We start from the raw sequence: 12,457 nt of genomic DNA on the forward strand, positions 1-12,457 counted from the left end.
GTTGTGTGCAGATGATTTCCAATGTGAATCGATTGTCGTGGGCAATCGGCCTGGTGGTCTTGAGCCTGGCTGGACAAGCGGCCGCCGCCTCGGCGCCGTCGGAAAACGCCACGATCAATCTGATCCGCCTGCTGGTGCAGCAGGGCGTGCTGAAGCAGGACCAGGCCGATGGCCTGATAGCCCAGGCCGAACGGGAAGCCGTGCAGGCCCGCCAGGCGGCTACGGCAGTTGTCGCAACCCCGGCCGGTGCGCCGGGGGACGTGCGGGTGCAATACGTGCCGAACATCGTTCGTGAGCAGATCCGCGATCAGGTCAAGGCTGAAGTCATGGCCACCGCCAAGCAGGAAAACTGGGCCCAGCCCAACACCTTCCCGGATTGGGTCTCGCGCATCAGTTTCGATGGCGACATTCGCCTGCGGGATGAGTCGCGCTATTACTCGGGCACCAACAGCAACGAGATCGTCGACTTTGCCCGACTCAATGACAGAGGCCCTTACGACGTCAATCCCAACAGCAGCTCCAGCCTGCCGCCGTTGCTCAACACCCGCGAAGACCGGGAAAACCTGTTCCGCCTGCGCGCCCGCCTGGGTATGAAGGCCGTGATTGCCCCGCAATGGACGGCGGGCATCCGCATCGGCACCGGCTCGGACAACAACCCGGTGTCCACCACCCAGACCCTGGGCGGCGGCTTTGGCAAGAAAGACATCTGGCTCGACCAAGGCTACCTGAACTGGAAACCGTCGGACGAATTGACCCTGACCGGCGGGCGTTTCGCCAACCCGTTTTTCTCCACCGACCTGCTGTATTCCGGTGACCTGAACTTCGATGGCGTGGCGGCGAATTTCAACCACAAGCTCAATCAGGATTGGGGCGTGTTCGGTACTGTCGGGGCGTTCCCGGTGGAGTACACCAACGACACCAGCACCAGCAATGGCAGCGACAAGGAAGAGAGCGACAACAAGTGGCTGTACGGTGCGCAACTGGGGGCCAACTGGGCCATCAACGACAGCAACCGGATCAAGGGGGCCATGGCCTATTACCGCTTCGACGACATCGAAGGCCAGCGTTCCTCGCCGTGCGAGCCCTGGGCCGGTGATCCAGGCTGCGACAGCGACGGTTCGCGGGTGGCGTTCATGCAGAAGGGCAACACCGTGTTCCTGCTGCGCGACATCACGCCCAATCCGCTCAACCCGTCCGCCACGCCGCAGCCGCAATACGTCGGCCTGGCCTCGGAGTTCAACCTGCTGGACCTGAACGTCGCCTGGGACACCGATCTGCCCGAAGACCTCAAGCTGCGCAGCCAGGCCCACTACGTCCACAACCTGGGCTACGACGAAGGCGAGATGCGCAAGCGCTCCGAAGGGCAGTTCGCCAACAACCTGGACGAAAACGGCGAGGTGGAAAGCGGCGCCAACGCCTGGATGCTCCAGTTCACCCTTGGCAACTCCCTGGAACTCAAGCGCGAGGGCGACTGGAACCTGTTCGCCGGCTACAAGTACATCCAGCCGGACGCCTTGCCGGACGGCTTCAACGATTCGTCATTCCATCTGGGGGGCACCAATGCCAAGGGGTATTTCCTGGGCGGCAACTATGGCCTGGCAAGCAACGTCTTTGCCACCGGCCGCTGGTTGAGTTCCGAAGCGGTGTACGGCGCGCCGTACGACATCGATGTCTTGCAGCTTGAAATCAACACGCGCTTCTAAGCGCTGGGAGGCCTCATGAAAAGGCGAGCCAATTATCAATGCCCGGCCGCGTTGCTGATGCTGGGCCTGGTGCTCAGCGGCATGGCTCACGGCGAAGGCCTGGAAGAGCGCTTGCGGGCACAATTGCGCAGCACTACCGCGCAGTTGCAAGCCCTGCAGAGCGAGCAGGCCCAGGCCAGCGCTGCCCGCCAGGCAGCAGAGAATCAGGCCAAGGACGCCCAGGCGCAGATCAAGCAATTGACTGCGCAACTGAGCAAGGCCCAGGCCCTCAGCGAACAACTGGCCGGGCACCAGAAAAACCTGCAAAGCCAGGCCCAGGCCCAGGTGGCGGCCAGCAATGAGCAAGTCGGCAAGTTCAAGAAAGCCTATGAAGAACTGCTGGCCCTGGCCCGTGGCAAAGAGGCCGAGCGCGCCCGCCTGGAAGGGCAATTGACCGAGCGTGACACACAAGTGCAGCAATGTTCGGTCAAGAATCAGCAGATGTACGAAGTCGCCAAGACGCTGCTGCATGCCTACGAAACCATCGATGTGACCGACATCGTGAAGATCCGCCAGCCGTTCGCCGCCAAGGCCCGGGTGCGTTTCGAAGAGCTGGCCCAAGGGTTTGGCGATGATCTCTACAAGAACCGTTTCGATGCGCCCCAGGCCTCGATCACTCACTGAACAGCACAAGGAAGAACCGAACATGACCGCAATGATTGAATACGTCGGCGCAAAATCCCTTACCGAGTTGTTGCAGGCCGCCGGTTATCGGGTCAACGAAACCGAGCAGAACGGTATTGTGCAGTTGCTCAGCGCCAGCCAGGGCATCGGCTTTGCCGTGCGATTCGGCAATCCGGCAGCGACGCCGGGCGAATACCTGGACTTCACCTTCAGCTGTGCCTTGCGGGTGCAGGGCGAATTGCCGGCCGGGCTGGCTGAACGGTGGAACGCGTCGCGGCGCTTTGCCCGGTTGTCGCTGCAGGGCGAATTCCTGGTGATGGAAATGGACGTGGTCGTCGCGGCGGGCGTGAGCGCCGATCATCTGCGCAGCCACTTGGAACTGTGGGACCGCCTGTTGCAGGAGTTCATTGTCTTCCTGCGGGAATACAGCCAGAACGCGGCGGGTGTGCAAACCCCGGCCGAGCCCGTCCAGGCGCCGTTGGAGGAGGCCGTTGCATCGTGAAAAAGCCGACCTTCGTCATCAGCGCCGCGGCGCTGGGCCTGATCGCCGTGGCGCTGGTGCTGGGCCTGAGGCCGGGAAGCGATCCGGTCGCCGCGGTGCAGACCGCCGGTGTTGCTTCGGCCGACACGCCGAGTCTGGCCCGCTTGGGCAACCAGCAGGTCAGCCCCGACGAGCTCAAGGCTTTGCTGGCTGCGCTGGCTCCCGAGGTTCGCCAGCAAATGCGTGGCAATCGGGCTGCGCTGGAAGGCTGGATCCGTGCGCGCCTGGCGGAAAAAGCCGTGTTGGAACAGGCCGATGCCCAGGGCTGGCGCCAGCGCCCCGAGGTGGAGCGCCAGACCCGAGCGGCGGCTGAGCAGATCGTGTTTCGGGACTACTTGCAGTCGGTTAGCCAGGTGCCGGCCGGCTACCCCAGTGAAGAGGAGTTGAAGCAGGCCTACGATGCAGGGAAAGCCAACTGGACGGCGCCGGCGCTGTACCGCGTCAGCCAGATTTTCCTGGCAGCCACCGAGCCGCAGACCGTGGAGGCGGTGCGCCGAAAAGCGCTGGAACTGAGCAAGAAGGCCCAGGCGTCGCCGGCCGAGTTCGGCGCCCTGGCCAGTCGTTTTTCCCAAGACCGCACCAGTGCCGAACGGGGCGGTGACAGCGGTTATCAGCCGTTGCAGCAACTGGTTCCCCCTGTGCGTGAGGCAGTGGCGCGCTTGAAAGTCGGCGCGGTGTCGGACCCGGTGCAGAGCCCGGCGGGCTTCCATGTTATCAAGCTCACCGAACAGCAACCGGCCCGGGAAGCAACCCTGGACGAAGTCCGCGAACGCCTGACCCAGGCCCTCCGCGCCGAACGCCAGGAACAAATCGCCAAGGCGTACCTGGATGGCATGCTCGACACGGCGACGTTGAGCATCGATGGCGCGCAGTTGAGCAAGGTGTTGGAGGAGGGGCTCTAGTGGAATCCACACCCAGCCCGTGGCGAGGGAGCTTGCTCCCGCTGGGCTACGTAGCAGCCCCACCGAAATGACCGCGATCTTTCAACAAGAATCGGGGACAGTTTTTTGGGGCTGCTGCGCAACCCAGCGGGAGCAAGCTCCCTCGCCACAGGGGAGCTTGCCTGGCTGAAGACCCCGCGCAGCCTCATGTATTCGTACCACCGACAGGGAGTCACCCATGACCTTCATCGAGCCCGCAGGACGCCAGGCTGTCAGCCCATACCGCACACCGTTGCGTGCCCCCGACCCTTGGCTAGCCATGGCCGGCGCTATCGAGCCGCAGGTGGCGCAGTGTTTCCTGGTCAGCGCCCGTTGCGGCTGCTTCATGCAAGCGGCCCGCAGCCTCAACGTCAAGGCGACCTGGCTGCGCAAGCAGTTGGCACAGTTGGAGGGGCGGCTGCAACGATCATTGTTCAGCTTCCAGGGCAGCGCCTTGACCCTCAGTCGCGAAGGCCGGCAGTTGCAGGCGCGGTTGATCAGCCTGGCCCATGAAAACTCGCCGCCGCTGAACGATCAACCCTTGATTCGCCTGGCCGTGGCCGAGTCAATTCTGCATGACATCCTCGGGCGTGACCTGATTTCGTTGTTGCGGCGCAACGCCAGCGTGCGATTGCAGATCATCACCCTGGACAGTGAGTTGGCGCTGCAAGCCGTCAGCGCCGACCTGGTGCTGTGGTTGAGTGATGCCCAGGCGTTGGCGCCGGGGCCGAGCTTCGCCACATTGCCCGCGGATCGACTGGCGCGGTTGGATTATCTGCCGCACATTGCCAAACGCTATTCACGACCGGCCACGCGCCCGGACTGCCTGGACGACCTGAATGACTACATGCTGGTGCAATGGCAGGCGGATCGGCACGTGGACGGTTTCGCACCGTGGAACGCCCTGATAGAACAGCGCCGGGCCGGTGTGGTGCAGGTGCAATCCTACGAACTGATGCTGGAAATGATTCGCTGCAGCGCCTGCATCGGCCTTTTGCCACAGTACATGAGCCGCTTCGACCGAGGCCTGGTGGCGCTGCCGGACGTGTTCGGCCTGCCCATGCAGCGGCATTTGTGGATGGCCGTCAATGCCCAGGCCGAAGGCTCGCCAGAGGTGCAGATGCTGCGTGAGCTGATCCAACACACACTGGCTGAGCGCCGGGATTGGTTCCAGGCCTGACTGGCATCCCAGTAACCCTGTGGGAGCGAGCCTGCTCGCGATAGCGGTTGTTCGTTCAACATCAATGCTGGCTGAAAGGGCCTCATCGCGAGCAAGCTCGCTCCCACAATGAGTCGCGTACCAAACACAGGATTTATCCTCGCTGAAGATCCAGGGTGGGGGCGAGCTTGCTCGCGATGAGGCCGGCACATCTGGCATCACAGCAATTGGCCCACAGGTTCCCTCGGCAGACTGGCGCGGCTTATAGTGCTTGGCCTTGTCGCGCCTCCAGGAAGAAGTCCCATGTCTGATTCTTCGATCACCCTCGAACGCTTCACTGAAGTTCATATCCCCGGCGTCACCGCGCTCTACAACGACCCGGCGGTGACGCGCCAGGTGCTGCAGATGCCTTTCCAGTCCGCCGAAGTCTGGCGCAAGCGCCTGGCGACGGATGACGAGCGCCTGTTGAAACTGGTGGCCCTGCACGAGGGGGAAGTCATCGGCAACCTGGGGCTGGAGCAGTTCACACGGGTGCGTCGGGCTCACTGCGGCAGCCTCGGCATGGGCGTGGCCGTCGCCTGGCAGGGCAAGGGCGTGGGTTCGATGTTGCTGGCTGCCGCGCTGGATGTCGCGGACAACTGGATGAACCTGCGGCGAGTCGAACTGACGGTGTACGCCGATAACGAAGCGGCCATAGGGCTGTATCGCAAGTTCGGCTTCGAAACCGAAGGCCTGTTGCGCGACTATGCCGTGCGTGACGGTCGCTGGGTGGACACATTGGCCATGGCGCGGCTGCGCTGAAGGATCAACCACGCAGGCAAAGTGGCTTTTACGTACGCCGACGTTCTGGACCTGTCATCATCCAGCCTCGCAGCACTCCCTAATCGAGGAACGGCCCATGGACGATATACGGCAATTGGGCGAGATGCTTCGTCACTACGCAGACAGCGAAGCGCACAAGAAGCAACAGCACCAGGCTCAATCACTGGTTTGGTCAGAACAGATCAAGGTGTTGTACGGACAAATCGAACAATGGTTGGCGCCCGTCGTGGCGCCCGGTCTTTTGACGCTGAACCGTGAGACGTATGTGGCTCACGGGCCGAGCGTTCCGATAGAGACGTCTGGTTTCAAGACTGAAAAACTGATCTTGACCATTACCGGTAAGCCGGTGGAATTCGTGCCTGAGGTGATGGGTGTGGGCGGCTTGGTTTCCTTGTCGATCATCGGCCTGGCCTCGACCCGTCACGGGAGTATCTCCCTGGTTTGCCAGCCGCCATCGGTGCAATGGCAATGGCGGCGGACCAATGGACTGAAGGACGCTGACACGTTCGCTTTCGACGCGGACTTTCTCGCACAACAATTACAGAGCTTGATACCACGCGATCGGGGCTGAGGGCATAGGCGAGGAACGTTATTGCCATAGCCTTCTTCCTTGCAGGACAGGCAAAAAACCGCCCATTGGCTATACCTGTAGTTCCGGCCCCGCCTCGTGTGGCTTACAGGAGTGACAGCATGAAGTTTTCGTCCATGATCGGCTGTGTTTGCATCGCCACGCTCGCCTTGGCGGGTTGCTCGAGCAAAGTGACCCAGCCGGATGAGTATTCCGGGTTCCTCGGCGATTACAGCCGGCTCAAGGAAGAGAAGTCGCCGTCGGGGGCCGTGGTCATGCGTTGGATCGATCCGAAGATTGATCCGGGCAAGTACACCCATCTCTACATCGAGCCGACGCAGCTTTACCCCAAGCCGCAGCCGACCGTGAAAATCCCCCAGGCCACGCTGTCGGGTATCACCGCGTACTACGATCAGGCCCTCAAGCGGGAAGCGGAAAAATCCTTGCCCCTGGCGACCGCTCCGGGGCCGGGTGTCCTCGTGGTGCGTGCGGCGATCACGGCTGTCAGCAGCAAGACCGAAGGCTTGAAACCTTATGAGGTGATCCCGATTGCGCTGGTGGCGGCGGCTGTCAGCACCGCCAGTGGTATTCGCGACCAGGAAACCACCTTGGGCACCGAAGCGGTTTTCCTCGACGGTGGCACTCACGCGGTGGTCGCCCAAGTCGTGCGCAAAGGCACCGGCAAGCCGCTGTCCAACGAGTCCCAGGTCATGAAGCCCGATGACGTCAAAGGGGTCATCGATGGCTGGGCGTCGGATCTGCATCAGTCATTCCTGAAACTCAAGGCCAAATAGTCACCGCCGTGGTGCAGGAGGTGAGGTCGACGCCGTGTCTTTTTATGTCCGGGCGTAGGTCGCGCGAGCATTTCGTGGTTAACTCCGGCCTCACCATTTTCAAACCTGTCAGAAGGAATCCGTTCATGGCTCAAGTCACTCTCAAAGGCAACCCGGTCCAAGTCAACGGCCAGTTGCCACAAGCCGGTTCCAAGGCGCCAGCCTTTTCCCTGGTTGCCGGCAATCTGTCGGACGTTTCCCTGAAGGACTTCGCCGGCAAGCGCAAAGTGCTGAACATTTTCCCAAGCGTCGACACGCCGACCTGCGCCACCTCCGTGCGCAAGTTCAACGCCCAGGCCAACGAGCTGAACAACACCGTGGTGCTGTGCATCTCTGCCGACCTGCCATTTGCCCAGGCGCGTTTCTGCGGCGCTGAAGGCCTGGAAAACGTCCAGAACCTGTCGACCCTGCGCGGTGCCGAATTCATCCAGGACTACGGCGTGGCGATTGCCGACGGCCCACTGAAAGGCCTGACCGCCCGTGCCGTGGTGGTGTTGGACGAAAACGACACCGTGCTGCACAGCGAGCTGGTCAAGGAAATCGCGGAAGAGCCGAACTACGACGCGGCCCTGGCTGTCCTGAAATAAGTGGATTGAAATAAAGTATTTATTACAATTGTTAACGGCCTGGCCCTGCCCAGGCCGTTTTCTTTTGTGCTTCAAGGCGTTAGCCGACTATCCGAAAGGTAAGCCCAAGGTAAATTGCCGGTAAAGGCGCTTTGCTAAATAGCCGCCAGTGCTTATCGTTCAGCCTCCCGTAAAAGAAGCCCACGCGCCCAATGGTTGATCACTCCATGCAATCCTCTGTTTCCCGCAATTCCCGTCGCTGGCTGTTTGGCTTGTTCGTCCTGCTGGTCATCGCAGCGCTGGCCTGGAAGTTCTGGCCCAGTGGCTCGACCGAAAAAAATGGGGCAGGGGAGAAAGCAGCCGCGGGGCATGTGGGACGTTCCGGTAGCATGCGCCCGGGGTTCGGTGGGGCGACGGGCCCGATTCCAGTACGGGTGGCGCCGGTGGCGACCGGGGACTTCCCGCTGTACTTCAAGGCGCTGGGTACGGTCACGGCCCTCAACACCATCAACGTGCGCAGCCGCGTGGGTGGCGAGCTGGTCAAGATCGCCTTCGAAGAGGGGCAAATGGTCAAGGCCGGGGACTTGCTGGTCGAGATCGACCCACGCCCGTACCAGAACGCCTTGCTCCAGGCCGAAGGCACGCTGTTGCAGAACCAGGCCCAGCTGAAAAATGCCCAGGTAGACCTCGAGCGCTATCGCGGCCTGTACGCCGAAGACAGCATTGCCAAGCAGACCCTCGACACCGCCGCGGCGCTGGTGGGCCAGTACCAAGGCACGGTCAAGACCAATCAGGCGGCCGTCAACGACGCCAAGCTCAACCTCGAATTCACCAAGATCCGCGCACCGATTACTGGCCGCGTCGGCTTGCGTCAACTGGACATCGGCAACCTGGTGTCGGCCAACGACACCACCGCCCTGGCGGTCATCACCCAGACCCAACCCATCAGCGTCGTCTTCACCTTGCCGGAAAACAACCTCGACACGGTGCTCGCCCGTTACCGCAGCGGGGCGAAACTTCCCGTCGAAGCGTGGGATCGCGGCGACGTGAAGCGCCAGGCCAGCGGCGTGTTGCAGAGCCTGGACAACCAGATCGACGTCACCACCGGCACCCTGAAGTTCAAGGCCCGCTACGAGAACCGCGACCAGTCGCTGTTCCCCAACCAGTTTGTCAATGTCCACCTGCTGGCCGACACCCTCAAAGGCGTGACCCTGGCGCCGACGGCCGCCATCCAGTTCGGCACCAACGGCACCTTCGTCTATGCCCTGGAAGGTGACAACAAGGTCACCATCAAGCAGTTGAAGATCGGCGCCAGCGACGGCACCAACACCGTGGTCACCGAAGGCCTGGCCGCCGGCGATCGAGTGGTGCTCGAAGGCACCGATCGCTTGAAGGAAGGCAGCGAAGTGGAAGTGGTCAACGACAGCCAGGACGTGCCCACCACGCCGACCGAGCACCTGCAGGGCAAGTCCGCGGCAGCACCGACTGAGCCGGCCGCGGCCGACAAGGCGAACAAGGGCGGCGCATGAATATCTCGCGGCTGTTCATCCTTCGCCCGGTCGCCACCACCCTGAGCATGCTGGCGATCATCCTGGCCGGCCTGATCGCCTATCGGCTGCTGCCGGTGTCGGCGTTGCCCCAGGTCGATTACCCGACCATCCGCGTGATGACCCTGTACCCGGGCGCCAGCCCCGACGTGATGACCAGCGCGGTCACCGCGCCCCTGGAGCGGCAGTTCGGGCAGATGCCAGGCCTGACGCAGATGGCCTCCACCAGTTCCGGCGGCGCTTCGGTGATCACCCTGCGCTTCAACCTCGACATCAACATGGACGTCGCCGAGCAGCAGGTGCAGGCCGCCATCAACGCGGCCACCAACCTGCTGCCCACGGACTTGCCGGCGCCGCCGGTGTACAACAAGGTCAACCCGGCCGACACCCCGGTACTGACGCTGGCGATCACGTCCAAGACCATGCTGCTGCCCAAGCTCAATGACTTGGTGGACACCCGCATGGCGCAGAAAATCGCCCAGATCAGTGGCGTCGGCATGGTCACCATCGCTGGCGGCCAGCGCCAGGCGGTGCGCATCAAGGTCAACCCCGAGGCCCTGGCGGCCAACGGCCTCAACCTCGCGGATGTGCGCACGCTGATCGGTGCGTCCAACGTTAACCAGCCCAAGGGCAATTTCGACGGCCCGACCCGGGTCTCGATGCTCGACGCCAACGACCAGTTGACGTCGCCCAAGGACTACGCCGAACTGATCCTGGCCTACGCCAACGGCGCGCCGTTGCGGCTCAAGGACGTGGCGCAGATCGTCGACGGCGCCGAAAACGAACGCCTTGCCGCCTGGGCCAACGAAAACCAGGCCGTGCTGCTGAACATCCAGCGCCAGCCCGGCGCGAATGTCATCGAGGTGGTGGACCGGATCAAGGCCCTGCTGCCGAGCATTACCGACAACCTGCCGGCCGGCCTGGACGTCACTGTGCTGACCGACCGTACCCAGACCATCCGTGCCTCGGTCACCGATGTGCAGCATGAATTGCTGATCGCCATCGCCCTGGTGGTGATGGTGACGTTCCTGTTCCTGCGTCGCGTCAGTGCCACGATCATTCCGTCAGTGGCCGTGCCGTTGTCGTTGATCGGCACGTTCGGCGTGATGTACCTGGCCGGTTTCTCCATCAACAACCTGACCTTGATGGCCCTGACCATCGCCACCGGTTTCGTGGTGGACGATGCCATCGTCATGCTGGAGAACATCGCCCGTTTCATCGAAGAGGGCGACAGCCCGATGCAGGCCGCGCTCAAGGGGGCGAAGCAGATTGGCTTCACGCTGATTTCCCTGACGCTGTCGCTGATTGCCGTGCTGATCCCGCTGTTGTTCATGGCCGACGTGGTCGGGCGCTTGTTTCGCGAGTTCGCCATCACCCTGGCCGTGGCGATCCTGATTTCCCTGGTGGTGTCCCTGACCCTGACGCCGATGATGTGCGCTCGCTTGCTCAAGCGCGAGCCCAAGGAAGAAGAGCAGGGCCGTTTCTATCGCGCCAGCGGCGCCTGGATCGACTGGCTGATCGCCGCCTACGGGCGCAAGTTGCAATGGGTGCTCAAGCACCAGCCGCTGACCCTGCTGGTGGCCGTGGGTAGCCTGGTGCTGACGGTGGTGCTGTACCTGGCCGTGCCCAAGGGCTTTTTCCCGGTGCAGGACACCGGGGTCATCCAGGGCATTTCCGAAGCGCCGCAATCGATCTCCTTTGCCGCCATGAGCGAGCGCCAGCAGCTACTGGCCAAGGTGATCCTCGCCGATCCGGCGGTGCAGAGCCTGTCGTCCTACATCGGCGTGGACGGCGACAACGCCACGCTCAACAGCGGGCGCCTGCTGATCAACCTCAAGCCCCATAGCGAGCGGGATGACAGCGCCACCGAAATCATTGCCCGTTTGCAGCCACAACTGGACCGGCTGGTGGGCATTCGCCTGTTCATGCAACCGGTGCAGGACCTGACCATCGAAGACCGGGTCAGCCGTACCCAGTACCAGTTCAGCCTGTCTTCGCCGGACGCCGAGTTGCTCAGTCTCTGGAGCGGGCGCCTGGTCGAGGCCCTGGGCCGCCAGCCGGAACTCACCGACGTCGCCAGCGATTTGCAGGACAAGGGCCTGCAGGTCTACCTGGTGATCGACCGCGACGCGGCGTCACGCCTGGGCGTCTCGGTGTCGAACATCACCGATGCGCTGTATGACGCCTTCGGCCAGCGGCAGATTTCCACTATCTACACCCAGGCCAGCCAGTACCGCGTGGTGCTGCAAGCCCAGGCCGGGGAACGGATCGGTCCGCAGGCGCTGGACCAGATTCACGTCAAGACCACCGATGGCGGGCAGGTGCGGCTGTCGAGCCTGGCCCGGGTCGAAGAGCGTCAGGCTCAGTTGGCGATTGCCCACATTGGTCAGTTTCCCGCGGTGATGATGTCGTTCAACCTCGCACCGGGGGTGGCCCTGGGGCATGCGGTGGAGGTGATCGAAAAGGTCCAGCAGGACATCGGCATGCCGGTGGGGGTGCAGACCGAATTCCAGGGCGCGGCCCAGGCATTCCAGGCGTCGTTGTCGAGTACCTTGCTGCTGATCCTGGCGGCGGTGGTGACCATGTACATCGTCCTGGGCGTGTTGTACGAAAGCTACATCCACCCGATCACCATCCTTTCCACCTTGCCCTCGGCGGCTATCGGCGCCTTGCTGGCGTTGATCCTCAGCGGCAATGACCTGGGCATGATCGCGATCATCGGCATCATCCTGCTGATCGGCATCGTCAAGAAAAACGCGATCATGATGATCGACTTCGCCCTCGACGCCGAACGCAACCAGGGCATGGACCCGCAGACGGCGATCTACCAGGCGGCGTTGCTGCGCTTCCGCCCGATCCTGATGACCACCCTGGCGGCGTTGTTCGGTGCCGTACCGCTGATGCTCGCCACCGGCTCCGGCGCCGAACTGCGCCAGCCCCTGGGCTTGGTGATGGTGGGTGGGTTGTTGGTGAGCCAGGTATTGACGCTGTTCACGACGCCGGTGATCTACCTGTATTTCGATCGACTGGGGCGTCGGTTTGCCAGGCCTGAGGCGGATGAGGTGCGGGTATGACCGCTTCCCTGGAATGTAGCGGGCTTTTGTGGCGAGGGAGCTTGCTCCCGCTGGGGCGCGT

At 62.7% G+C, this 12,457-nt stretch carries 11 protein-coding genes; all 11 read left to right on the forward strand.

Annotation, left to right across the window (positions count from 1 at the left end; translation table 11 throughout):
• Positions 1–11 precede the first annotated feature (11 nt).
• A complete protein-coding gene (locus tag ACLH0I_RS14960; protein WP_411384595.1) occupies positions 12–1,703 on the forward strand; it encodes a putative porin in 1,692 nt (563 codons plus the stop codon).
• 15 nt (positions 1,704–1,718) lie between these two features.
• Positions 1,719–2,366, forward strand: a complete 648-nt coding sequence (locus ACLH0I_RS14965) for a DNA repair protein (RefSeq protein ID WP_411384596.1) — start codon at positions 1,719–1,721, stop codon at positions 2,364–2,366.
• 22 nt (positions 2,367–2,388) lie between these two features.
• Positions 2,389–2,868, forward strand: coding sequence for a YbjN domain-containing protein (locus ACLH0I_RS14970; RefSeq protein ID WP_411384597.1), 480 nt, complete (start codon positions 2,389–2,391; stop codon positions 2,866–2,868).
• Positions 2,865–3,809: a peptidylprolyl isomerase gene (locus ACLH0I_RS14975; RefSeq protein ID WP_411384598.1), complete on the forward strand. Its 945-nt coding sequence runs from the start codon at positions 2,865–2,867 to the stop codon at positions 3,807–3,809. Before ACLH0I_RS14970 ends, ACLH0I_RS14975 begins: the two co-directional genes overlap by 4 nt.
• A gap of 217 nt (positions 3,810–4,026) precedes the next feature.
• Complete coding sequence (locus ACLH0I_RS14980; protein WP_411384599.1) at positions 4,027–5,007, forward strand: LysR family transcriptional regulator; 981 nt, start codon at positions 4,027–4,029, stop codon at positions 5,005–5,007.
• A gap of 282 nt (positions 5,008–5,289) precedes the next feature.
• Entirely contained in the window at positions 5,290–5,787 is a 498-nt protein-coding gene (locus ACLH0I_RS14985; protein ID WP_186705748.1) for a GNAT family N-acetyltransferase, read from the forward strand.
• A gap of 97 nt (positions 5,788–5,884) precedes the next feature.
• Positions 5,885–6,379: a hypothetical protein gene (locus ACLH0I_RS14990; protein ID WP_250965827.1), complete on the forward strand. Its 495-nt coding sequence runs from the start codon at positions 5,885–5,887 to the stop codon at positions 6,377–6,379.
• A gap of 119 nt (positions 6,380–6,498) precedes the next feature.
• The gene (locus ACLH0I_RS14995; protein WP_250965828.1) at positions 6,499–7,170 is read left to right on the forward strand and encodes a DUF3313 domain-containing protein; all 672 of its coding nucleotides are present in this window, start codon (positions 6,499–6,501) and stop codon (positions 7,168–7,170) included.
• 125 nt (positions 7,171–7,295) lie between these two features.
• On the forward strand, positions 7,296–7,796 hold the full coding sequence (gene tpx, locus ACLH0I_RS15000) for a thiol peroxidase (protein WP_018602018.1): 501 nt from the start codon (positions 7,296–7,298) through the stop codon (positions 7,794–7,796).
• A 191-nt stretch (positions 7,797–7,987) separates the two neighbouring features.
• The gene (locus ACLH0I_RS15005; RefSeq protein ID WP_411384600.1) at positions 7,988–9,304 is read left to right on the forward strand and encodes an MdtA/MuxA family multidrug efflux RND transporter periplasmic adaptor subunit; all 1,317 of its coding nucleotides are present in this window, start codon (positions 7,988–7,990) and stop codon (positions 9,302–9,304) included.
• On the forward strand, positions 9,301–12,396 hold the full coding sequence (locus ACLH0I_RS15010; RefSeq protein ID WP_411384601.1) for an MdtB/MuxB family multidrug efflux RND transporter permease subunit: 3,096 nt from the start codon (positions 9,301–9,303) through the stop codon (positions 12,394–12,396). Before ACLH0I_RS15005 ends, ACLH0I_RS15010 begins: the two co-directional genes overlap by 4 nt.
• The last annotated feature ends 61 nt before the right edge of the window (positions 12,397–12,457 follow it).

It is taken from the genome of Pseudomonas sp. MPB03, from assembly GCF_046605385.1.
GTDB classification, from domain to species: Bacteria; Pseudomonadota; Gammaproteobacteria; order Pseudomonadales; family Pseudomonadaceae; genus Aquipseudomonas; species Aquipseudomonas zanjanensis.

Excerpts from the sequence above, each read along its gene's own strand:
- ACLH0I_RS14995 (WP_250965828.1), top strand. The coding sequence starts at position 6,499 with ATGAAGTTTTCGTCCATGATCGGCTGTGTTTGCATCGCCACGCTCGCC.
- ACLH0I_RS14980 (WP_411384599.1), top strand. The coding sequence starts at position 4,027 with ATGACCTTCATCGAGCCCGCAGGACGCCAGGCTGTCAGCCCATACCGC.
- ACLH0I_RS14970 (WP_411384597.1), top strand. The coding sequence starts at position 2,389 with ATGACCGCAATGATTGAATACGTCGGCGCAAAATCCCTTACCGAGTTG.
- ACLH0I_RS14990 (WP_250965827.1), top strand. The coding sequence starts at position 5,885 with ATGGACGATATACGGCAATTGGGCGAGATGCTTCGTCACTACGCAGAC.
- ACLH0I_RS14960 (WP_411384595.1), top strand. The coding sequence starts at position 12 with ATGATTTCCAATGTGAATCGATTGTCGTGGGCAATCGGCCTGGTGGTC.
- tpx (WP_018602018.1), top strand. The coding sequence starts at position 7,296 with ATGGCTCAAGTCACTCTCAAAGGCAACCCGGTCCAAGTCAACGGCCAG.
- ACLH0I_RS14965 (WP_411384596.1), top strand. The coding sequence starts at position 1,719 with ATGAAAAGGCGAGCCAATTATCAATGCCCGGCCGCGTTGCTGATGCTG.
- ACLH0I_RS15010 (WP_411384601.1), top strand. The coding sequence starts at position 9,301 with ATGAATATCTCGCGGCTGTTCATCCTTCGCCCGGTCGCCACCACCCTG.
- ACLH0I_RS14985 (WP_186705748.1), top strand. The coding sequence starts at position 5,290 with ATGTCTGATTCTTCGATCACCCTCGAACGCTTCACTGAAGTTCATATC.
- ACLH0I_RS15005 (WP_411384600.1), top strand. The coding sequence starts at position 7,988 with ATGGTTGATCACTCCATGCAATCCTCTGTTTCCCGCAATTCCCGTCGC.